The sequence below is a fragment of the Streptomyces sp. 11-1-2 genome (assembly GCF_003595545.1).
Lineage (GTDB): Bacteria > Actinomycetota > Actinomycetes > Streptomycetales > Streptomycetaceae > Streptomyces > Streptomyces hygroscopicus_B.
On sequence record NZ_CP022545.1, the window covers coordinates 7,878,216 to 7,900,195 of the forward strand.

20 protein-coding genes are annotated in these 21,980 nt (G+C 72.0%); 16 read left to right on the forward strand and 4 right to left on the reverse strand.

The annotated features are described in order from the left end of the window. Window positions 1-273: 273 nt before the first annotated feature. From CGL27_RS33925 to CGL27_RS52415, 9 genes are all read left to right on the forward strand, one after another. Window positions 274-951, forward strand: coding sequence for a response regulator (locus CGL27_RS33925; protein WP_020868040.1), 678 nt, complete (start codon window positions 274-276; stop codon window positions 949-951). A gap of 176 nt (window positions 952-1,127) precedes the next feature. Further along, window positions 1,128-3,950, forward strand: coding sequence for a DNA translocase FtsK (locus tag CGL27_RS33930; protein ID WP_119994678.1), 2,823 nt, complete (start codon window positions 1,128-1,130; stop codon window positions 3,948-3,950). Between the two features lie 189 nt (window positions 3,951-4,139). Further along, complete coding sequence (locus CGL27_RS33935; protein ID WP_078644134.1) at window positions 4,140-4,970, forward strand: helix-turn-helix domain-containing protein; 831 nt, start codon at window positions 4,140-4,142, stop codon at window positions 4,968-4,970. Window positions 4,971-5,033: 63 nt separating this feature from the next. Continuing rightward, the gene (gene rimO, locus CGL27_RS33940) at window positions 5,034-6,530 is read left to right on the forward strand and encodes a 30S ribosomal protein S12 methylthiotransferase RimO (RefSeq protein WP_119991701.1); all 1,497 of its coding nucleotides are present in this window, start codon (window positions 5,034-5,036) and stop codon (window positions 6,528-6,530) included. Beyond that, window positions 6,527-7,159: a CDP-diacylglycerol--glycerol-3-phosphate 3-phosphatidyltransferase gene (gene pgsA, locus CGL27_RS33945; RefSeq protein ID WP_078644137.1), complete on the forward strand. Its 633-nt coding sequence runs from the start codon at window positions 6,527-6,529 to the stop codon at window positions 7,157-7,159. Before rimO ends, pgsA begins: the two co-directional genes overlap by 4 nt. Continuing rightward, window positions 7,156-7,674, forward strand: coding sequence for a CinA family protein (locus CGL27_RS33950; protein WP_078644139.1), 519 nt, complete (start codon window positions 7,156-7,158; stop codon window positions 7,672-7,674). The genes pgsA and CGL27_RS33950 overlap by 4 nt, the downstream gene beginning before the upstream one ends. A 109-nt stretch (window positions 7,675-7,783) precedes the next feature. Beyond that, the gene (locus CGL27_RS33955; RefSeq protein ID WP_014055327.1) at window positions 7,784-8,170 is read left to right on the forward strand and encodes a helix-turn-helix transcriptional regulator; all 387 of its coding nucleotides are present in this window, start codon (window positions 7,784-7,786) and stop codon (window positions 8,168-8,170) included. A 139-nt stretch (window positions 8,171-8,309) separates the two neighbouring features. Then, window positions 8,310-8,792, forward strand: coding sequence for a DNA starvation/stationary phase protection protein (locus tag CGL27_RS33960; protein WP_119991702.1), 483 nt, complete (start codon window positions 8,310-8,312; stop codon window positions 8,790-8,792). 351 nt (window positions 8,793-9,143) lie between these two features. Beyond that, on the forward strand, window positions 9,144-9,443 hold the full coding sequence (locus CGL27_RS52415; RefSeq protein ID WP_014055329.1) for a hypothetical protein: 300 nt from the start codon (window positions 9,144-9,146) through the stop codon (window positions 9,441-9,443). Here CGL27_RS52415 and CGL27_RS33970 read toward each other — a convergent pair. Both CGL27_RS33970 and CGL27_RS33975 read right to left on the reverse strand, forming a co-directional pair. Then, on the reverse strand, window positions 9,377-10,183 hold the full coding sequence (locus tag CGL27_RS33970) for a DNA-formamidopyrimidine glycosylase family protein (protein WP_119994679.1): 807 nt from the start codon (window positions 10,181-10,183) through the stop codon (window positions 9,377-9,379). The two genes, CGL27_RS52415 and CGL27_RS33970, sit on opposite strands and share 67 nt — an antisense overlap. Window positions 10,184-10,303: 120 nt before the next feature. Continuing rightward, window positions 10,304-14,968, reverse strand: coding sequence for an ATP-dependent helicase (locus tag CGL27_RS33975; protein WP_119994680.1), 4,665 nt, complete (start codon window positions 14,966-14,968; stop codon window positions 10,304-10,306). Between the two features lie 80 nt (window positions 14,969-15,048). Here CGL27_RS33975 and CGL27_RS33980 point away from each other — a divergent pair, with 80 nt between their 5' ends. The 3 genes from CGL27_RS33980 to CGL27_RS33990 are packed head-to-tail and all read left to right on the forward strand — an operon-like array spanning window position 15,049 to window position 16,941. Then, entirely contained in the window at window positions 15,049-15,900 is an 852-nt protein-coding gene (locus CGL27_RS33980) for an AraC family transcriptional regulator (protein WP_119991703.1), read from the forward strand. 28 nt (window positions 15,901-15,928) lie between these two features. Beyond that, window positions 15,929-16,642 (forward strand): AzlC family ABC transporter permease, encoded by a 714-nt coding sequence (locus CGL27_RS33985; protein WP_107439157.1) that lies wholly within the window; start codon window positions 15,929-15,931, stop codon window positions 16,640-16,642. Beyond that, complete coding sequence (locus CGL27_RS33990; RefSeq protein WP_059146753.1) at window positions 16,639-16,941, forward strand: AzlD domain-containing protein; 303 nt, start codon at window positions 16,639-16,641, stop codon at window positions 16,939-16,941. Before CGL27_RS33985 ends, CGL27_RS33990 begins: the two co-directional genes overlap by 4 nt. A 19-nt stretch (window positions 16,942-16,960) precedes the next feature. Here the strand turns inward: CGL27_RS33990 and CGL27_RS33995 are convergent, their stop codons facing one another. Then, window positions 16,961-17,953 carry a hypothetical protein gene (locus CGL27_RS33995; protein ID WP_119991704.1) on the reverse strand — a complete coding sequence of 331 codons (993 nt, stop codon included), beginning with the start codon at window positions 17,951-17,953 and terminating at the stop codon, window positions 16,961-16,963. A gap of 79 nt (window positions 17,954-18,032) precedes the next feature. Between CGL27_RS33995 and CGL27_RS34000 the strand changes: the two genes are divergently transcribed. From CGL27_RS34000 to recX, 4 genes are all read left to right on the forward strand, one after another. Further along, window positions 18,033-18,227 (forward strand): DUF3046 domain-containing protein, encoded by a 195-nt coding sequence (locus tag CGL27_RS34000; protein ID WP_078644148.1) that lies wholly within the window; start codon window positions 18,033-18,035, stop codon window positions 18,225-18,227. A gap of 79 nt (window positions 18,228-18,306) precedes the next feature. Next, window positions 18,307-19,512, forward strand: a complete 1,206-nt coding sequence (locus tag CGL27_RS34005; RefSeq protein ID WP_119991705.1) for an AI-2E family transporter — start codon at window positions 18,307-18,309, stop codon at window positions 19,510-19,512. A gap of 136 nt (window positions 19,513-19,648) precedes the next feature. Then, window positions 19,649-20,788, forward strand: coding sequence for a recombinase RecA (gene recA / locus CGL27_RS34010; RefSeq protein WP_078644150.1), 1,140 nt, complete (start codon window positions 19,649-19,651; stop codon window positions 20,786-20,788). Window positions 20,789-20,791: 3 nt separating this feature from the next. Next, entirely contained in the window at window positions 20,792-21,403 is a 612-nt protein-coding gene (gene recX, locus CGL27_RS34015; RefSeq protein WP_078644151.1) for a recombination regulator RecX, read from the forward strand. Between the two features lie 188 nt (window positions 21,404-21,591). Here recX and CGL27_RS34020 read toward each other — a convergent pair whose 3' ends face one another. Beyond that, window positions 21,592-21,978, reverse strand: coding sequence for a rhodanese-like domain-containing protein (locus CGL27_RS34020; protein WP_078644152.1), 387 nt, complete (start codon window positions 21,976-21,978; stop codon window positions 21,592-21,594). Between the last annotated feature and the right edge of the window lie 2 nt (window positions 21,979-21,980).

A 21,980-nucleotide genomic window follows, 5' to 3' on the forward strand; every position in this document is an offset into this window, starting at 1 on the left:
CCGCGGCACGGCCGGGGCGGCCGTGGTGTTGACTGAGTGTCGCCGAACACGTGTGGGAACGCGGTATTCGGGGAACCTTCTGGTCTCCCACCGCGTTTCTGCTACGTGCACAGTGACATCGCGGTGACAGGGTGTGGCGAACAGCGGGGTGCGGCTACCATGACCGGCACAAGGACGGGCGGCACAAGGGAGCCGTCCCCTGGGGCGGCGCCCGGTGCTTCCCCCAGCTCTTCGAGCTGGGGAGACCCCAAGCCGGGACGAGGAGGACGGGGCATGGTGCAGAAGGCCAAGATCCTCCTGGTCGATGACCGGCCGGAGAATCTGCTGGCGCTGGAGGCCATTCTCTCCGCGCTCGATCAGACCCTGGTGCGGGCATCGTCAGGGGAGGAAGCGCTCAAGGCGCTGTTGACGGACGACTTCGCGGTGATTCTGCTGGACGTCCAGATGCCGGGCATGGACGGGTTCGAGACCGCGGCGCACATCAAGCGCCGGGAGCGGACCCGCGACATCCCGATCATTTTCCTCACGGCGATCAACCACGGCCCCCACCACACCTTCCGGGGCTATGCGGCCGGCGCGGTGGACTACATCTCCAAACCGTTCGACCCCTGGGTGCTCAGAGCCAAGGTCTCGGTCTTCGTGGATCTGTACATGAAGAACTGCCAGCTGCGGGAGCAGGCGTCGCTGCTGCGGCTGCAGTTGGAGGGCGGTCAGCCCGCCGCCGGGGAGGCGAAGGAGTCGGCGGGGCTGCTCGCGGAGCTGTCCGCGCGGCTCGCCGCCGTCGAGGAGCAGGCCGAGGCACTCTCCAAGCAGCTGGACGAGTCGGCCGATGCCGCCGCCGTGGCCACCGCGGCCCATCTGGAGCGCAAGCTGACCGGTCTGCGGCGGGCGCTGGACGCGCTGGAGCCGGGTGCGGGCAGCGGGGCCGGCCAGGTCCCCTCGCAGAACTGAGCGGTCACTCCACCGTCACCGTCGGTCGGTCATCGCCGACCGGTCACCCGCACTTTGACGTGCCGTCACGGCCGCCTCACCGTCTCGACTGTGCAGCGGCACCGGTGTGACGTCCGGGGCGCCTGATACCCCCGCCATGCGTGCTCCGTACGGCGGACGCGGGTAATCTCGCCTCCATGGCCTCTCGTACGTCCGGCAAGGGTTCCCAGAGCACGGCGGGCACCTCGAAGAAGCGCGCCGGGCAGTCCGGAGGCGCTGCGAAGAAGACGGCCGCCAAGAAGGCGCCCGCGAAGAAGGCACCCGCCAAGAAGTCCGCCGCGCCCGCGAAGAAGGCCGCGGCGAAGAAGGCGGCGCCCGCTCCCGCACCGAATCCCACCAGCGGCGTGTACCGCGCCGTGCGCGCCGTGTGGATGGGCACGGCGCGCGCCGTCGCGGCGATGTTCCGCGGCATAGGACGCGGCGCCAAGGGACTCGACCCCGCCCACCGTAAGGACGGCAGCGCCCTGCTGCTGCTCGCCCTCGCCCTGATCGTCGCGGCGGGCACCTGGTCCAATCTGGACGGGCCGGTCGGCAGTCTGGTCGAGATGCTGGTCACCGGCGCCTTCGGCCGTCTCGACCTGGTGGTGCCGATACTGCTGGGCACCATCGCCGCCCGGCTGATCCTCCACCCGGAGCGGCCGGAGGCCAACGGGCGGATCGTCATCGGGCTCTCGGCGCTCGTCATCGGCGTCCTGGGGCAGGTCCACATCGCCTGCGGCGCCCCGGGACGCGGCCAGGGCACCGAGGCGATACAGGACGCGGGCGGCCTGATCGGCTGGGCCGTTTCCCGGCCGCTGATCTACCTGATGGGCGACGTGCTGGCCGTACCGCTGCTGGTGCTGCTCACCGTCTTCGGGCTGCTGGTGGTCACGGCGACGCCGGTCGCCGCCATTCCGCAGCGGCTGCGGCAGCTGGGCGTCCGGCTCGGCCTGGTCCGGGACGACGAGGACGCGTACGCCTCGGAGGCCGGGTACGACGCGGGGGAGTACGCCGACGAATGGCGCGAGACGCCCGCCAGACGGGCTCGCAGGACCTCGCTCGCCAAAGAGGACCCGGACGGTGCCGGAGGCTCGGAGCGGGCCGAGGAGGAGGCGCTGCGCAAGCGCCGGCGCTCGCGCCGCTCGTCGTCCACCCAACCGCCGCTCGACCGGCCCATGGACGCCGTGGACGTGGCGGCCGCGGCCGCCGCCTCGCTGGACGGGGCCGTGCTGCACGGTGTGCAGCCCTCGCCGCTCGTCGCCGGGCTCAGCAGCGGGATTTCGGGCGAGCGCGAGGACGGGGCCGCCAGCGGCGGGGTGCCGGTCGCGCGCGACGCCGACAAGGAGTCCGGGACGAGCGGCGCCAGGGGCACGGCGGCGGGCGGGAAGGGCCGTAAGGACGGAGCCGGCGAGGCGGACCCGGCCCAGGTCCCCGACCTCACCCGGCCCGTGACCGAGACGAGCGAGCCGCTGCCGCCGCGCGCCGAGCAACTGCAGCTCTCCGGCGACATCACCTACTCCCTGCCCTCGCTCGAGCTGCTGGAGCGCGGCGGTCCCGGCAAGACGCGCAGCGCGGCCAACGACGCGGTCGTGGACTCGCTGACGAAGGTGTTCACGGAGTTCAAGGTGGACGCCGCCGTCACCGGCTTCACCCGCGGCCCGACGGTCACCCGCTACGTGGTGGAACTGGGCCCGGCCGTCAAGGTCGAGCGGATCACCGCGCTGACCAAGAACATCGCCTACGCGGTCGCCAGCCCCGATGTGCGGATCATCAGCCCCATCCCCGGCAAGTCGGCCGTCGGCATCGAAATCCCCAACAGCGACCGCGAGATGGTCAACCTGGGCGATGTGCTGCGCTCGGCGGACTCCGTCGGCGACGACCATCCGATGCTCGTCGGGCTGGGCAAGGACGTCGAGGGCGGCTACGTGGCGGCCAATCTGGCCACCATGCCGCATGTGCTGGTGGCGGGCGCGACCGGTTCCGGCAAGTCGTCCTGCATCAACTGTCTGATCACGTCGGTCATGGCCCGTGCCACTCCGGACGATGTGCGGATGGTGCTGGTCGACCCCAAGCGCGTGGAGCTGACCGCCTACGAGGGCATTCCGCATCTGATCACACCGATCATCACCAATCCCAAGCGCGCCGCCGAGGCGCTCCAGTGGGTCGTCCGCGAGATGGATCTTCGCTATGACGACCTCGCGGCGTACGGCTTCCGCCATATCGACGACTTCAACGCGGCGGTCCGCAAGGGCAAGGTGAAGGAGCCCGCGGGGAGCGAGCGCGAGCTCAAGCCCTATCCGTATCTCCTGGTGATCGTCGACGAGCTGGCCGATTTGATGATGGTCGCACCGCGCGATGTCGAGGACTCGATCGTGCGGATCACACAGCTGGCGCGCGCGGCCGGTATCCACCTGGTGCTGGCCACCCAGCGGCCCTCCGTGGACGTCGTCACCGGTCTGATCAAGGCCAATGTGCCCTCACGGCTCGCCTTCGCCACCTCCTCGCTGGCCGACAGCCGCGTCATCCTGGACCAGGCCGGCGCCGAGAAGCTGATCGGCAAGGGCGACGGCCTCTTTCTGCCGATGGGCGCGAACAAACCCACCCGGATGCAGGGCGCCTATGTCACCGAGGCCGAGGTCGAGGCGGTCGTCGCGCACTGCAAGGCGCAGATGGCACCCGTCTTCCGCGAGGACGTGACGGTCGGGTCGTCGAAGAAGAAGGAGATCGACGAGGAGATCGGCGATGATCTCGATCTGCTCTGCCAGGCCGCTGAGCTGGTGGTTTCCACCCAGTTCGGCTCGACGTCGATGCTGCAGCGCAAGCTGCGGGTGGGTTTCGCCAAGGCGGGGCGGCTGATGGATCTCATGGAGTCGCGGGGCGTCGTCGGCCCGAGCGAGGGATCCAAGGCGCGCGATGTGCTCGTCAAGCCGGATGAATTGGATGGCGTGCTCGACGTGATCCGCGGTAAGGCTCACTCATAAGGGTTTGGCGGGCAACCGTTTCCCCTACCGAAACGTCAAGTTGAGGGAGGTGGCGGAGTGAGACCCCAGAATCGTGATCGAACGGCAATCCCGATGGCGGACAAACTCCGTCCTCCCGCTTGCCCGACCCTTTCGCCCCACCCCTAGACTGAACCCCCGGCAGGTGGCTCACGCTCGAAAGGCGCCCCCGTGTCCATCGGCAACCTTCCCGAAGACGGCAACTCCCCCGAAGACGACCGGGTTTCCATCGGTCGCGCCCTCCAGCAGGCCCGTATCTCCGCGGGGCTGACCGTCGACGAGGTCAGTTCCTCCACCCGGGTGCGCACCCCCATCGTGCGGGGCATCGAGCAGGACGATTTCTCGCGCTGTGGCGGCGATGTCTACGCCCGCGGACACATCCGTGTGCTCGCGCGCGCCGTGGGCTGCGATCCGGAGTCCTTGATCGCACAGTTCGACGCCGAACACGGCGGCCGGCCCACGCCGACCGCGCCGGCGCCGCTGTTCGAGGCCGAGCGGATCCGCCCCGATCCCCGGCGCCCCAACTGGACGGCCGCGATGGTCGCGGCGATCGTCGCCGTCGTCGGATTCGTGGGCTTCACTCTTTTCAGGGGCGGCAACGGCGACGGCTCGACGGTCGCCGAGGACACCGGCTCGCCCAAGCCCAGCGCCTCCGCGCCCACCAACAGCGCCGCCCCCTCCAAGCCCGCCACCCCGAACAAGCCCGACCCGTCCGACAGTGCCATCGCGGGCGTCCCGGCGGACAAGGTCACCGTCAAGCTGACCGCCGAGGACGGCCAGAGCTGGATCTCCGCCCAGGATCACAACGGCCGGCTGATCGAGGAGGGCGTGCTGCGCGAGGGCGACTCCAAGACCTTCAGCGACAGCAGGCGCATCGACCTGGTGCTGGGCAACGCCGGGGCGATCAAGCTGTTCGTGAACGGCAAGGAAGTGAAGAACGTGGGCACCAGCGGGGCCGTCCAGCGGCTGAGCTACACCAAGGGAGACCCCGAAGCGGGCTGAGCCGTAGCAAGATCGGGAGCCCTGCCAGCGGGGGCTGTCGTGGGGACGAAGTAGTCTGACCCCATGCCCGAACGCCGCACCGTCGCCCTTGTCACCCTTGGCTGCGCCCGTAACGAGGTGGACTCGGAGGAGCTCGCAGGCCGCTTGGCGGCGGACGGCTGGGAGCTCGTCGAGGAAGCCACCGAGGCGGACGTCGCCGTCGTCAACACCTGTGGCTTCGTGGAGGCCGCCAAGAAGGACTCGGTCGACGCCCTGCTGGAGGCGAACGACCTGAAGGACCACGGCCGTACCCAGGCCGTGGTGGCCGTCGGCTGCATGGCCGAGCGGTACGGCAAGGAGCTCGCGGAGGCGCTGCCCGAGGCCGACGGGGTGCTCGGCTTCGACGACTACGCCGACATCTCCGACCGTCTGCGGACCATCCTCGCCGGCGGCGTCCACGCCTCCCACACCCCTCGCGACCGCCGCAAGCTGCTGCCGATCAGTCCGGCCGAGCGGCAGGACGCCGCGTCGGTGGCGCTGCCCGGCCACGCCCAGGACACCGCGCCCGAGGACCTCCCCGAGGGGGTGGCCCCGGCCTCCGGGCCGCGGGCCCCGCTGCGCCGCAGACTGGACAGCAGCCCGGTCGCCTCGGTGAAACTGGCCTCCGGCTGCGACCGGCGCTGCTCGTTCTGCGCCATCCCGTCCTTCCGCGGCTCCTTCATCTCGCGCCGCCCCTCCGATGTGCTGGGCGAGACCCGCTGGCTGGCCGAGCAGGGGGTGAAGGAGATCATGCTGGTCTCCGAGAACAACACCTCGTACGGCAAGGACCTCGGGGACATCCGGCTGCTGGAGACGCTGCTGCCGGAGCTGGCCGCGGTGGACGGCATCGAGCGGATCCGGGTCAGCTATCTGCAGCCCGCCGAGATGCGTCCCGGGCTGATCGACGTGCTCACCTCGACCGAGAAGGTCGCGCCGTACTTCGATCTGTCCTTCCAGCACTCGGCGCCCGGGGTGCTGCGCGCCATGCGCCGCTTCGGCGACACCGACCGCTTCCTGGAACTGCTCGAGACGATCAGAGGCAAGGCGCCGCAGGCCGGCGCCCGGTCGAACTTCATCGTCGGCTTCCCCGGCGAGACCGAGGACGACCTGGCGGAGCTGGAGCGCTTCCTCAGTGAGGCGCGGCTGGACGCGATCGGTGTCTTCGGGTACTCGGACGAGGACGGCACCGAGGCCGCCGGTTACGAGAACAAGGTCGACCCCGAGGTGGTCGCCGAGCGTCTGGAGCGCGTCTCGCGCCTCGCGGAGGAGCTGACCGCCCAGCGGGCGGAGGAGCGGCTCGGCGAGGTCGTCGAGGTGCTGGTGGAGGAGATCGACGACACCGGGGCGGTTCTGGGCCGAGGCGCCCACCAGGCGCCGGAGACCGATGGCCAGACGCTGCTCAGCACCGACGGGGAGCCGGAGGTGGGCCGTATGGTCGAAGCGAAGGTGATCGCGACGGAGGGAGTGGACCTCGTCGCGGAGCCGCTTGAGCCGCTGGAGCGGCAGGGTGGCGGCGAGCCCACCGGGAAGGCGGACAGATGACGGGTGTCCCGGCCTCCGCCGCGGGAGGTCACCGCCGCCCGGCGGCCGCTGTCAGGCCCGCCGGTTTGTGGAACATCGCCAATATCCTCACCATGGTGCGGCTGCTCCTGGTGCCCGGGTTTGTGTTGTTGATGCTGCACAACGGCGGGTACGACCCGGCGTGGCGCTCCGTCGCGTGGGCGGCGTTCGCCATCGCCATGATCACCGATCTCTTCGACGGTCATCTGGCCCGCCGGTACAACCTGGTCACCGACTTCGGGAAGATCGCCGATCCGATCGCGGACAAGGCGATCATGGGCGCGGCGCTGATCTGTCTGTCGGCCCTGTCCGACCTCCCCTGGTGGGTGACGGGGGTGATTCTCTTCCGTGAGATCGGAATCACACTCATGCGGTTCTGGGTGATCCGGATCGGGGTCATTCCGGCCAGCCGGGGCGGAAAGCTGAAGACGCTCGCGCAGGGCACCGCCGTAGGGATGTACATCCTGGCGCTCACCGGGCCGCTGGCCACGCTGCGGTTCTGGGTGATGGCCGTGGCCGTGATCCTTACCGTGGTCACCGGCCTCGACTACGTCCGGCAGGCGATCGTGCTGCGCCGGGCGGGCCGGGCGGCGGAGGAGGCCACGACGTGAGCGGCGCCGGGACGGCGGCCGAGGTGCTGGCGCTGCTGGAGCGGCGCGGACAGACCCTGGCCGTCGCCGAATCGCTCACCGGCGGTCTGGTGGCGGCCGAGCTGACCGCTGTGGACGGCGCTTCCCGTTCCTTCCGCGGCTCGGTGACGGCGTACGCCACCGACCTCAAGCACGAGCTGCTGGGCGTGGACGGGGCCCTGCTGGCCGAGCGCGGCGCGGTCGACGCCGAGGTGGCCCGGCAGATGGCCCGCGGCGTACGGCGTGCGCTGGGCGCGGACTGGGGCGTGGCCACCACCGGTGTGGCGGGTCCCACACCGCAGGACGGTCAGCCCGTGGGCACCGTTCATGTGGCGGTCGCGGGGCCCCGGGAGGCGGTGGCCGCGGCAGCGCTGCGGCTCGAAGGAGACCGTGCCGGAATTCGCGGACAGACCGTCCGCGCCGCAGTCAAGCTGCTGTTCAGCGAATTGATCGCGACAGCAGGGGCAAAGGATACGGAACAACACGACGAGTTTTGATGTTTGCAGCCCTGAGTGAACACGACATCGCTCCCCGCACGGGCGCAGCCCGAGGCGGTACGGTGGGGCGTGAAGGATCCGGATCCGAGGTCCGAGGAGGGAGCCAGCGATGATTCTGCTCCGTCGCCTGCTGGGTGACGTGCTGCGCCGGCAGCGCCAGCGCCAGGGCCGTACTCTGCGCGAGGTTTCCTCCTCCGCCCGGGTGTCGCTCGGCTATCTGTCAGAGGTCGAGCGCGGCCAGAAGGAAGCCTCGTCCGAGCTGCTGTCGGCGATCTGCGACGCCCTTGAGGTGCGGATGTCGCAGGTCATGCGTGAGGTCAGCGACGAGCTGTCGCTCGCCGAACTGGCCGAGTCGGCCGCGTCCACCACTGAGAAGGTCCCGGCGCCCATGCGGCCCGTGCTCAATCCCGTCTCTGTGACGTCCGTGACGGGCGTTCCGGAGGAGCGGGTGACCATCAAGTCCCCCAAGGAAGCTGTGGACGTGGTGGCGGCCTGAGGGCCTGACCAGAGTTCTTCGAGGCCCCGGCCGGTAGCCGTACCGGCCGGGGCCTCGATGTTTGTCCGGCCGGATTCAGGTCACCCCAGATGAGGAGAGGTAATCAAGAGGGGCCAAACGGTCGAACAGGAGGAACCGGATGTCTGTGGTGAGGAGCCCGCTGCCGGAGGAACACCTCAAGGTCGTCGCTGACGCGCTGCAAGGCGCCCTCGTCGATCTCGTCGACCTTCACTTGGTGGGCAAGCAGATCCACTGGACGGTCGTGGGCCCGCGATTCCGCACGGTCCATTTGCAGCTCGACGAGGTCGTGGCGACGACCAGGGATCATGCCGACACGGTGGCGGAGCGGGCCTCGGCGCTCGGAGTGGCGCCCGACGGACGGGCCCAGACGGTCGCCGCGACCAGCGGTGTCGACACGGTCAAGGACGGCTGGACCGATGACACACAGGCCATCCGGACGCTCGTGGACGCACTTGGAGCGGTGATCGCGCGGATGCGGGAGCGGATCCGCGCGACCGACGAACCGGACCCGGTGACCCAGGACATTCTCATCGAGCTCACCCGTGACCTGGAGAAGCACCACTGGATGTTCCAGGCCGAGAACGGCGGCCATCGAGCCTGAGGCGCTGAGCCGGGCCCGGGCCGGCTTGAGGCGTCGTAGGTGTCGGCTGAGCTGCCTGTTGAGGCGCTGAGCCGGGGCTCGGCCGTGCTGAGGCCGACCGGGCGCGGGAGCGGGTGACAGCCTGGCTTCGGGGTGGGCGACCGTGGTGGTCGGCCCGCCCCGATACCGGGCGATTTTCATTTCCGCCCCCTTCGACCTGGCGTTTTGGCTCGGCGGCCCGCTCTGGGTGCGCAGTTCGGCCCGGCTGGGCACACTGGGGGGATCGCGAGTGTCCGACACGCGCCGACGTGCTTCCTGTGCGCCCTCCCGCCGTATGCGAACAGGCGTCTAGCGTCGCCGAAGGAGGCAGTCATGGCAGCCGTCGGAGGGGCCGACGCCCAGGGCCTCAGGCCGGTCCGGTGGGTGCTGGCGCTCGCTCTGGGCGGTGTCTGGTGGTGGTCCGTGCTGCGGCTGGCGATACAGCCGGGAGAGGCCGGGCCGGTGGAGGGGGCGTTAGCGGTCGGCGGTTGGGGGCTGAGCCTGCTGCCGGTGCACTGCGGTCCCTCGCCCAGAAGGGGCGGCGCCCGCAGGGGAGGCCCTCCGCGTCAGGACGGGGCGGGCCCCTGCGGTCCCGCCTGGCAGCTCGGGCACCAGAAGGTCGAGCGCTCCTGACCCGCACGGCCCTGGTCGGCGGCGCGCACCGGCGTACCGCAGCGCAGGCAGGGCCGCCCCGGGCGCCCGTACACCCACAGCCGCCGGTCGGGGCGTGGCTCGGCCGTGGTGACCCGGGCGCGCCGGTTCCTGTTGGCCTCCAGCAGCTTCTTGGCGTGGGCCACCAGGCGCTCGGGGGAGGACACCTCGCCGATCGGCAGCCAGGGCGAGACACGCAGCACGAAGCACAGCTCGGACTTGTAGACATTGCCGATCCCGGCGAGGTTCCGCTGGTCCAGCAGCGCTTCGCCCAGGGGCCTGGACGGGTCGGCGAGCAGTCGGCGCAGTGCCTCGTCCGGATCCCAGTCGGGGCCGAGGAGATCGGGGCCGAGATGCCCGACGACCTTGTCCTCGTCGCCGGTGCGGAGCAGTTCGAGGACGGGGAGGCGGTAGCCGACGGCGGTGTGGGCGGCGGTGGCGAGGATGGCCCGGATCTGGTGGTGCGGGCCGCCACGCCATCGCTCGCCCGGCCCGTACACCTGCCAGGATCCGTCCATCCGCAGATGGGAGTGGAGAGTCAGCCCGCCCTCGACACGGGTCAGCAGATGCTTGCCGCGCGGGACGACCTCGAGGACCTGGCGGCCGGTGAGGTCGACGGTCGCCAGGCGGGGGACGCGCAGGTCACTGCGGGTGAGCGGGGAACCGGCGAGGGCCTGGTGAAGGCGCTGTGCGGTCTGCCAGACGGTGTCTCCTTCGGGCATGGCATCCATGATGCCGGTGGGCGCGGGCAGGTGGGAGCGCTCAGTCTTCGTCCGGTGCGGAGCCCCCGTTGGATCAAGGGCGCCACGAGGGGCGCTACATGGTGCCGGGGGCGTTTGCGATCAGGGACGTAGCCGGAAGCCCCGCGGGGTCGGGTGGAAGCCCGCCGATTCCAGGAGCTTGCCGATCGGGGACGAGAGCGCCTGGACGCCGTTGACGCGCTCGACGGTGACGGAGCCGAGCGCACCCGCGCGGGCGGACTCGGCCAGCGACTCCACCGCCGTCCACAGCCGGACGTCGTCCTCGGGGGAGGCGGCCTCGGCCTCGCCCGAGGGCCAGGCGAGCAGGGTCTTGCCGCCCCGCTCCATATAGAGCGCGAGCTCTCCGTCGACGAGCACCACCATCGCTCCCGCCTTACGGCCCGGCCGGTGGCCCGCGTCCGCGGGCGGATCGGGCCAGGGGAGCGCGGCGCCGTAGGCATTGGCGGGGTCGGCCGAGGCGAGCACGAAGGCGCGCCGGGACTGCCCCCGCTGTCCGTCGAAGGCGGGGGTCGCCGTGCGGTCGCGGGCCGTGCTGACCGCGCGCAGCCGGTCCACCGCGCCGTCCATCGCGAACTGTGCGGCGCCGAGACCCTCGACCACATAGCCGCGGCGCGCCTGGCCGGTCTCCTCGAACGCGGACAGCACCCGATAGGCGGCGGAGAAGCCGCCCTCGACCCCCTCGGCGGCAACCGCCCCGCGGGTGACCACGCCGTGCCGGTCGAGCAGGGTGCGGGCCAGGGCGTGGGCGCGGTGGGTGGGCTCGGGCTCGCGCTCCGGCAGCAGGGACCAGCGACCGGCGACGGTGGGCGGGCCGTTGCGCGACGCCGTGGGCCGGCCGGTGCGGCCCGTAAGGCCGCCGTAGCGCCCCCGGGGGACCGTGCGCTTGGCACGGTGGGCGGTGGAGCCCGCCGTACGGCCCGAGCCCAGCAGGGAACGCAGCGGGGTGAGGGTGTCACCGGTGACCCGGCCGGACCAGACCAGGTCCCACAGGGCATCGGCGAGCTCGGGGTCCTGGAACTCGTGCCCGGCGGCGCGGACCTGCTCGGCGATCTGGCGGAAGAACAGCCCGTACCCCCCGGCCAGTGAGTCGAGGACGGCCTGGTGGAGGGGGCCCGCCTCAAGGGGGTGCGGGGTGTGCAGCAGCAGCGGGGCGGTGTCGGCCAGGTGCAGGGTGACCCAGCCGTCCTTCCCCGGCAGCGCTCCGGCCCCGGCCCAGACGACCTCCCCGGAGGCGGCGAGCTCGTCGAGCATCGTGGGCGCGTAATCGCTCACCCGGGACGGCAGGACCAGCTTCTCCAGGGCGGAGGCGGGCACGGGGGCGCCCTGGAGCTGCTCGATCGCGCGCACCAGCCCGTCGATACCGCGCAGGCTGTGGGTGCCCAGATGCTGCCATTGCGGGAGGAAGGCGGCGAGCGCCGAGGGCGGTACGGGCTCCAGCTCATGGCGCAGCGCGGCCAGGGAGCGGCGCCGCAGCCGGCGCAGCACGGTGGCGTCGCACCATTCCTGGCCGATGCCCGAGGGATGGAATTCGCCCTGGACGACGCGGCCGTCGGCGGCCAGGCGGTGCAGGGCGCCCTCCGTGACGGCCACGCCGAGGCCGAAGCGGGCGGCGGCCTGAGTCGAGGTGAACGGGCCGTGGGTGCGGGCATAGCGGGCCAGCAGATCGCCCAGGGGGTCCTTGACCGGTTCGGTGAACGCCTCGGGGACGCCGACCGGCAGCGCCGTGCCGAGGGCGTCCCGCAGCCGCCCCGCGTCCTCCACCGCGGCCCAGTGGTCCTCGCCCGCGATCCGGACCCGGATGGCGCGCCGGGCCCCGGCCAGGTGCTCGGCCCATCCGGGCTCTGCACCGCGCTCGGCCAGCTCGGCGGCGGTGAGCGGGCCGAGCAGCCGCAGGACGTCGGCGACGCCCTCGGCGTCCTTGATCCGGCGGTCCTCGGTGAGCCACTGCAGCTCGTGCTCCAGCTCGGCCAGGACGTCGGCGTCGAGCAGCTCGCGCAGCTCGGCCTGGCCCAGGAGCTCGGCCAGCAGCCGCGCGTCGAGGGAGAGGGCGGCGGCGCGGCGCTCGGCGAGCGGGGAGTCGCCCTCGTAGAGGAACTGCGCCACATAGCCGAAGAGCAGCGAGCGGGCGAAGGGGGACGGCTCGGGGGTGGTCACCTCCACCAGCCGGACCCGGCGGGCCTCGATGTCGCCCATCAGCTCGGTGAGGCCGGGGACGTCGAAGACGTCCTGGAGGCATTCGCGGACGGCTTCGAGGACGATCGGGAAGGAACCGAACTCGCTCGCCACCTGGAGGAGCTGCGCGGCGCGCTGGCGCTGCTGCCACAGCGGGGTGCGCTTGCCGGGGTCGCGGCGGGGCAGCAGCAGCGCGCGGGCGGCGCATTCGCGGAACCGGGAGGCGAACAGCGCCGATCCGCCGACCTGGTCGGTGACGATCTGGTTGATCTCGCCCTTGTCGAACGCGACATCGGCCGCGCCCACCGGGGACTGATCGGTGTCGTACTCCACGCCCTGGCGCATCGGGTCGGCGTCGAGGAGGTCGAGACTCATCAGATCGGCGTCGGGCAGCCGCAGCACGATGCCGTCGTCGGCGTGCATGACCTGGGCGTCGATGCCGTACCGCTCGGACAGACGGGAGCCCAGGGCGAGCGCCCACGGGGCGTGGACCTGCGCGCCGAAGGGGGAGTGGACCACCACCCGCCAGTCGCCCAGCTCGTCGCGGAACCGCTCCACCACGATCGTGCGGTCGTCCGGCACATGCCCGCAGGCACGGCGCTGCTCGTCGAGATACCCGATGACGTTCTCGACGGCCCAGGCGTCCAGACCGGCGGCCAGCAGCCGCAGGCGGGCGTCCTCGGGCTGCAGCGCGCCGACTTCGCGCAGGAACGCGCCCAGGGCGCGGCCCAGTTCCAGGGGGCGGCCGAGCTGGTCGCCCTTCCAGAACGGCAGCCGGCCGGGGACGCCGGGGGCGGGGGAGACCAGGACCCGGTCGCGGGTGATGTCCTCGATCCGCCATGAGGTGGTGCCCAGGGTGAACACATCGCCCACCCGCGACTCGTAGACCATCTCCTCGTCGAGCTCGCCGACCCTGCCGCCGCCCTTCTTGGGGTCGGCGCCCGCCAGGAAGACGCCGAAGAGCCCGCGGTCGGGGATGGTGCCGCCGGAGGTCACCGCGAGCCGCTGCGCCCCGGGGCGGCCCGTGACCGTATGGGCGACGCGGTCCCACACCAGGCGCGGCCGCAACTCCGCGAAGGCGTCGGAGGGGTAGCGGCCCGCGAGCATGTCGAGGACCGAGGTGTACGCCGACTCCGGGAGCGAGGCGAACGGCGCGGCTCGGCGGATCAGGGCCAGGAGCTCGTCCACGTCCCAGGTGTCCATGGCGGTGATGGCGATCAGCTGCTGGGCGAGCACGTCCAGCGGGTTGGCGGGCACCCGCAGCGATTCGATGGCCCCCTCGCGCATGCGCTCGGTGACCACCGCGGCCTGCACCAGATCCCCGCGGTACTTCGGGAAGACGACGCCGGTGGAGACCGCGCCCACCTGGTGGCCGGCCCGGCCCACCCGCTGCAGACCGGAGGCCACCGAGGGCGGTGACTCGACCTGGACGACCAGGTCGACCGCGCCCATGTCGATGCCGAGTTCGAGGCTGGAGGTGGCGACGACGGCGGGCAGCCGGCCGGCCTTGAGGTCCTCCTCGACCAGCGCCCGCTGCTCCTTGGACACCGAGCCGTGGTGCGCGCGGGCCAGCAGCGGGGGCGCGCCGCGGGCCGCACCGGCCTCCGCCATCAGCTCGGCGGGGGAGTGGTCCTCGGGCAGGGCCTCACCGGTGGCCCGCTCGTAGGCGATCTCGTTCAGCCGGTTGCACAGCCGCTCGGCCAGGCGGCGGGAGTTGGCGAAGACGATGGTGGAGCGATGGGCCTGGACGAGATCGGTGATCCGCTCCTCCACATGGGGCCAGATCGACGGCCGCTCGCCCGTCTCGCCCTCCTGGGCGGGGGAGCCGCCCAACTCGCCGAGATCCTCCACGGGCACGACCACCGACAGGTCGAACTCCTTGCCCGACGGCGGCTGGACGATCTCCACCTTGCGCCGCGGCGACAGGAACCGCGCCACCTCGTCCACCGGCCGCACGGTCGCGGACAGCCCGATGCGCCGGGCGGGGTGATCGAGCAGCTCGTCGAGGCGCTCCAGGGACAGCGCGAGATGGGCGCCCCGCTTCGTCCCCGCGACGGCGTGGACCTCGTCGAGGATCACGGTCTCCACCCCGCGCAGCGCCTCTCGGGTGGCGGAGGTGAGCATCAGGAACAGCGACTCGGGGGTGGTGATGAGGATGTCCGGCGGGCGGGAGGCCAGAGCGCGGCGCTCGGCGGCCGGGGTGTCGCCCGAGCGGGTGCCCACCCGGATCTCCGGCTCGGGCCTGCCCAGCCGCACCGACTCCTGGCGGATGCCGGTCAGTGGGCTGCGGAGATTGCGCTCGACATCCACCGCCAGGGCCTTCAGCGGGGAGACGTACAGCACCCGGCAGCGCTTCTTCGCCTCGGCGGGCGGCGGCTCACCGGCCAGCCTGTCCAGGGCCGCCAGGAAGGCGGCCAGGGTCTTGCCCGAGCCGGTGGGGGCGACCACCAGGACGTCCGAGCCCTCGCCGATCGCCCGCCACGCGCCCTCCTGCGCGGGCGTGGGCGCGGTGAAGGCGCCCGTGAACCACCCGCGGGTGGCCGGGGAGAATGCGTCGAGCGCCGAGCCTGCCATGCCCTCCATCGTGCACCTGACCACTGACAATGGACGGAGTCGCAGGTCAGCGGGGCCCGGGCGGGGCGCACAATGGTGCCATGGGAAACGGGGAGAGCGCGCGGCACTGGCGGTACCCCCAGCTTCCGGGCGTCGATCTGCTGCGGGCCCGCTACATCCACAAGACCTTCGTGTGGCACACCCATGAGTCCTTCGTGATCGCCGCGATCACCGAGGGCGTCGAGGAGTTCCACCACCGCGGCGCCGTCGAGCGCACCGGGCCCGGCGGGCTCGCGCTCATCAACCCGGAGGTACCGCACACCGGACGGGCGGGGGCGCCCGAGGGGTGGGCGTACAGCGTGCTGTACCCGGCCGCGGACCTGGTCGCCGGTGTCGCCGCCGAGACGACCACGCTCCGTGGCACGGCCGGATTCCGGACCCCCTCCGTCGACGACCCCCAGGGCGCGCGGCTGGTCACCGCGGTGCACCGGGCCGCCGAGGAGGGCAACGCGCTGGCCGCCGACAGCCTGCTGCGCATCGCCCTCGCCCGGCTGCTGCGCGACCATGGCGGCCCGCTCCCCGAGCGCACGGCGCGCACCGCGGGTGCGCGAGGGGCGGCGCGCGCCCGCGCGATCCTCCAGGAGCGCATGACCGACCCGCCGTCCCTGGAACGGCTGGCGGCCGAGCTGGAGACCGGTCCCTTCGCCCTGCTGCGTGCCTTCCGTACGGTCTACGGGATGCCGCCGCACACCTGGCTCACCGACGCCCGGGTCCGCCGGGCCCGGTGGCTGCTGGACGCCGGGACCGCGCCCGCCGAGGCGGCCGTCACCGTCGGCTTCACCGACCAGTCCCATCTGAACCGCCACTTCACCCGCATCGTGGGGGTGCCACCGGGCGCTTACCAGCGGGAGCGCGCAAGAACGTACAAGACCGGACCTGAAGCGCTCTCCTAACGTGCGCGGTGTGTCAGAACAGATAGAGATGCGAACCGATCCCCCCGCACCTCCGGCGGACTCGGCCGTTGTCCGCGACGCCCTGGGCGTCGGTGTCGCCGTGGGGCTCTCCGGCTTCGCCTTCGGGGTGACGTCGGCGGGCGCCGGACTCGGCCTGCTGCAGACCTGCGCGCTCAGCCTGCTCGTCTTCACCGGGGCATCGCAGTTCGCCCTCGTGGGCGCGCTGGCGGCGGGCGGCAATCCGTTCACCGCCGCCGCCGGGGCGTTCTTCCTCGGAGCACGCAACGCCTTCTACGGGCTGCGGCTGTCCGGACTCCTCGGGCTGCCGCGCGCGGTGCGCCCCCTGGCGGCCCACTGGGTCATCGACGAGACCTCCGCCGTCGCCCTCGCCCAGCCCGACCGGCGCACCGCGCGTCTCGGGTTCACCATCACCGGGCTGACGCTGTACGTCCTGTGGAACCTCACCACGCTGATCGGTGCCCTGGGGGCGTCCGCGCTCGGCGACACCGACGCCTGGGGCCTGGACGCCGCCGGGCCCGCCGTCTTCCTCGCCCTGCTGGCCCCCATGCTCAGCGGCACCGTCGAACGGGCCGTGGCCGGTCTCGGCGTCCTGCTGGTGCTCCTGTGCCAGCCGGTGCTGCCCGCCGGGGTCCCGGTCCTGGTGGCGGCGCTCGCCGCCCCCGCAGTCCTTACGGTGCACGGGCGCATGACGCGCGGCACGGAGCCCGGTGAGCGCCGATGACCATCTGGATCGCCATCGGCGTCACCGCGGCGGGCTGCTATCTCGTCAAGCTGCTGGGCCTCTCGGTGCCCGCCGGAGTCCTGGAGCGCCCGCTCGTCAGGCGTCTGGCCGCGCTGCTGCCCGTGGCCCTGCTCGCCGCCCTCACCGCCCAGCAGACCTTCAGCGACGGCCAGCATCTCCTCCTGGACGCGAGGGCGGCCGGGGTGGGGGCGGCGGCGCTCGCGCTGGTGCTCCGCGCCCCCTTCCTGGTGGTGGTCGCCGTGGCCGTCGTCGTCACGGCCGGTGTCCGGGCCCTGTGACCGCCGCGGACGCCCCCGCTCAGATCCGCCGTCCGTAGGCCCGCAGCGTCAGCAGCGCCTCGACGGTCGCCACCGACCGCCACTCCAGCGTGGCGCCAGGTGTCCATGGGCGCCGGTGCGGCGGCCAGCCGCCGTCCTCCTGCTGCGCGGCCACGAGCACGTCCAGGGACCGCTCCACCTCGGCGTCGGTGAACCACCGGCGCGCCAGCGAGCCGGGCGTACGGGCGATGTCGTGCACCTGGAAGGGCTCACCGGGGCCCTGCCCCGGCGACAGGGGACGGTCCTCGGTGCGCTCGGGGGCCGCCGGCGGCCCGATCAGCCACTCCTCCCGCACCCGGCGGCCGAGCCGCTCGGCCGCCGCCTCGGCGCGTGCCCGGTCCGGCGCCCCGTCGAGGAAGGCGACGGCCGCCGCGACCTCGTACGGACGCCTCGTCGCGCCGCCCTCCCCCAGGGCGGCGACCGCCGCCCAGCAGAAGTCCGTGGCCCGGAAGAGCCACGCATGCCACACCTCGTTACGGTGCAGCAGCCCCACTACCGGCCCGGTGGTCAGCAGATCACTGCGCGGATCGTCCGCCGACGGGACCCAGGGGGCCGCCGGATAGCCGCGCAACGAGGGGTGGCAGGCGGGCAGTGCGCCGTCCGGGGTGGACACGGACGTCAGATAGCGGCACAGGCGCTCCACCCGCTGCCCGCCGCAGCGCCCGATCCCGTCGAGCACCCGTAAGGCGTGCACGGCATGCAGCGGCTGGCTCACCGGGCCGCGCAGATCCGGCTCCAGCGCATGGCCGTAGCCCCCGTCGGTCCCCAGATACGCGGCCAGCGCGGTCTCGACCGCCTCGGCGCCGCCGGCCAGGAAGTGATAAGCGAATCTGCGCTGCTCCAGCACGCGGGCCGTCAGCCAGACGAACCGCTCGGCGCGGGAGAGCGCGGAGGACTCGGCCGGCTGCGCCGGCTCGGCGGACCCGGGCGTGGGGAGGGAGGGCGAGGAGGGGAGGCTTGCGGATCGATCCATGGACAGACCGTAGGCCGCGAGACACGGTCGGTAGGGGGCTCACGCCTGGGTGCACCCCCGGGAGCGCGATACTGGGCACATGCGGTTGACGGACTTCTGGCAGCGAATGGCGGACCACTTCGGCGCGGCGTACGCCGACTCCTTCGCGCGCGATCATGTGATGTCGCAACTCGGCGGCCGGACGGTGCACGAGGCACTGACGGACGGCTGGGAGGCCAAGGACGTCTGGCGCGCAGTCTGCGCCGCGATGGAGATCCCCGACAGCAGGCGCTGAGCGGCCCCTGGCTGCCCCGGGTGCACCAGCTTCCCGGGGTGGCCGGATTTCTTCGTCCGGTGTACGCCACACTTGCTCCGTGGCCCCGACCGAAGAGACCCTCTCCTCCGACGCCGACGACACCCCGAGCGCCGCTCGGGCCTCCTCGGACTCCCCGCAACCCGCCGCGCGCATGCCGCGCTGGCTGCCGCGCGCCATGGTGCTCGCACTCGCGCTGGTGGCCTGTTACCGCCTTGCGACCTGGGCCTTCGATCAGCTGACCGGGCTGCTGTTGAACATCCTGATCGCGTTCTTCCTGGCGCTCGCGATCGAACCGGCCGTGGACCGGATGGCCGCCCGCGGTATGCGCCGGGGGCTGGCCACGGGGCTGGTCTTTCTCGCGATCCTCATCGGCACCGCGGGCTTCTTCACCCTGCTCGGCTCGATGCTCGCCGATCAGATCATCACCATGGTCCAGGACTTCCCGCAGTACCTCGACAACGTGGTCAGGTGGATCAACGACACGTTCCACACCCATCTGTCGCGTCTGGAGATCCAGGACAGCCTGGTGCACTCCGACTGGCTGCAGAGCTACGTCAAGAACAGCGCCGACAATGTGCTGGACGTCTCCGCACAGGTGCTCGGCGGGTTGTTCAAGACACTGACGGTGACCCTGTTCGCCTTCTACTTCGCCGCCGACGGGCCCCGGCTGCGCCGCGCCCTGTGCTCGGTGCTGCCGCCGACCCGGCAGGTCGAGGTGTTGCGCGCCTGGGAGATCGCGGTCGCCAAGACCGGCGGCTACATCTACTCCCGCGGGCTGATGGCTCTGATCTCCGGTGTCGCCCACTACATCCTGCTGGAGGCCCTGGGCGTGCCCTACGCCCCGGCGCTCGCCGTCTGGGTGGGGCTGATCTCGCAGTTCATCCCGACCATCGGCACCTATTTGGCCGGGGCCCTGCCGATGCTGATCGCGTTCACCATCGACCCCTGGTACGCGCTGTGGGTCCTGGTCTTCGTCGTGATCTACCAGCAGTTCGAGAACTATCTGTTGCAGCCGAGGATCACCGCCAGGACGGTGGACATCCACCCGGCCGTCTCCTTCGGATCGGTGATAGCGGGCACCGCGCTGCTGGGCGCGGTGGGCGCGCTGATCGCGATTCCGGCGACCGCGACGCTGCAGGCGTTCCTCGGCGCGTACATCAAGCGGTATGACGTGGCCGACGATCTGCGGGTGCACGGGCGCACGCGGCGGCGCGGCATGTCGGCCCTCGCGCGGATGCGCGCCGCGTTGGCGCGGCGTAGTTGACATAAAAATCGAACATCCATTCTGATGGAGGCCCGACAGGTTATCCACAGGCCGGGGACGTCAGGGCCGCTTGTCAGTGGCAGGCGCTAGCGTCATGGACGTGAAGCGATCGACTCAAGCAAACCGGGTGGGACCCATGGCAGGAACCGACCGCGAGAAGGCGCTCGACGCCGCGCTCGCACAGATTGAACGGCAATTCGGCAAGGGCGCCGTGATGCGCATGGGCGATCGGCCGAACGAGCCGATCGAGGTCATCCCCACCGGGTCGACCGCTCTCGACGTCGCCCTCGGCGTCGGCGGTCTGCCGCGCGGCCGGGTGGTCGAGGTCTACGGCCCCGAGTCCTCCGGTAAGACGACCCTGACCCTGCACGCGGTGGCCAATGCCCAGCGGGCCGGCGGCACCGTCGCCTTCGTGGACGCCGAGCACGCCCTCGACCCGGACTACGCGCAGAAGCTGGGCGTGGACACCGACTCACTGATCCTCTCCCAGCCGGACAACGGCGAGCAGGCGCTCGAGATCGTGGACATGCTGGTCCGCTCCGGCGCCCTCGACCTCATCGTCATCGACTCCGTCGCCGCCCTGGTGCCGCGCGCGGAGATCGAGGGCGAGATGGGCGACTCCCACGTCGGCCTCCAGGCCCGGCTGATGAGCCAGGCGCTCCGCAAGATCACCAGCGCGCTCAACCAGTCCAAGACCACCGCGATCTTCATCAACCAGCTCCGCGAGAAGATCGGCGTGATGTTCGGCTCGCCGGAGACCACGACCGGTGGCCGGGCGCTGAAGTTCTACGCGTCGGTGCGCATCGACATCCGCCGCATCGAGACCCTCAAGGACGGCACCGACGCGGTCGGCAACCGCACCCGCGTCAAGGTCGTCAAGAACAAGGTCGCGCCGCCCTTCAAGCAGGCCGAGTTCGACATCCTCTACGGCCAGGGCATCAGCCGCGAAGGCGGCCTGATCGACATGGGCGTCGAGCACGGCTTCGTCCGCAAGTCCGGCGCCTGGTACACCTACGAGGGCGACCAGCTCGGCCAGGGCAAGGAGAACGCCCGCAACTTCCTGAAGGACAATCCCGATCTCGCCAATGAGATCGAGAGGAAGATCAAGGAAAAGCTCGGCATCGGAGTCAAGCCCCAGGACCCGGCGGCCGCGGCACCCACCGCGGACGCGGCTGGTGCCGCGGGCGTGACCGACGCCGCGCCGGCTAAGGCCGTGGCCGCCCCGGCGGCCAAGACCGGGGCGAAGGCGGCCAAGGCCGCCGCGGCCAAGAGCTGATCCATGACACGGCGGACCGAATGGCCGGACGGCCCAGGCCGTCCGGAGCGCCCGGACCGTCCGGACAGCGGCGCCCCCTCCTTGTCGAGGGCCGAGCAGGGGCCGCCGCCCGGCCCGGAGGAGCAGGCGCGGGCGATCTGCCTGCGCCTGCTCACCGGGACCCCACGCACCCGTAAGCAGCTCGCGGACGCGCTGCGCACCCGGGGCATCCCCGATGACGCGGCGCAGGAGGTGCTGTCCCGGTTCGAGGGCGTCGGCCTGATCGACGACGCGGCGTTCGCCGAGGCATGGGTGGAGTCCCGGCATCACAGCCGTGGGCTCGCCCGGCGGGCGCTCGCCCGTGAGCTGCGCACCAAGGGCGTGGACTCCGCCCTGATCGACGACGCCGTGGGACAGCTCGACGCCGAGCAGGAGGAGCGGACGGCGCAGGAGCTGGTCGAGCGCAAGCTGAGGGCCACCCGTGGCCTCGACCGGGAGAAGCGGATCCGCCGCCTCGCCGGGATGCTGGCCCGCAAGGGCTACTCCGAGGGGCTGGCGCTGCGGGTGGTGCGGCGCGCACTGGAGGAGGAGGGAGAGGACTCGGAGCTCCTGGAGCACCACATTCCTGACCTCTGAGCCCCAGCGGCTCTGCCGCGGCGGGGCTGTGGGCTGTGACGGGCCCTGGGGCCAATCCGGTGAAGCCGGTTACCGAGAACGAGCGATGTGCGGCCGCGCGGCAGACGCCCGACCCTTAAGACGGGTGCCCCCCGAGTGCAATACCCGAGTGCGGCACCCGAGACGTGCGGCCCCCGGGCCCGGTGGCGCTAGCGCACGGGGAGGCCCGCCGCGCGCCATGCCTGGAAGCCGCCGATGAGATCGGTCGCCCGCTCCAGGCCCAGCTGACGCAGCGAGACGGCGGCGAAGCTGGACGCGTAGCCCTCGTTGCACACCACCACGACCCGCAGATCGTGATGGGTGGCCTCGGGCAGCCGGTGGTCGCACTGCGGGTCGAGCCGCCATTCCAGCTCGTTCCGCTCGACGATCAGCGCCCCCGGGATGGTGCCGTCGCGCTCCCGGAGCGCCGCATACCGTATGTCCACCAGCAACGCGCCCTGGACCTGCGCCGCCGCGGCATCCAGGGGCTCCAGCCGGTCGAGTTCCTCGCGGGCCTCGGCCAGCAGCTCGTCCACGCTCCGCTTGGTCGTGCCCATCG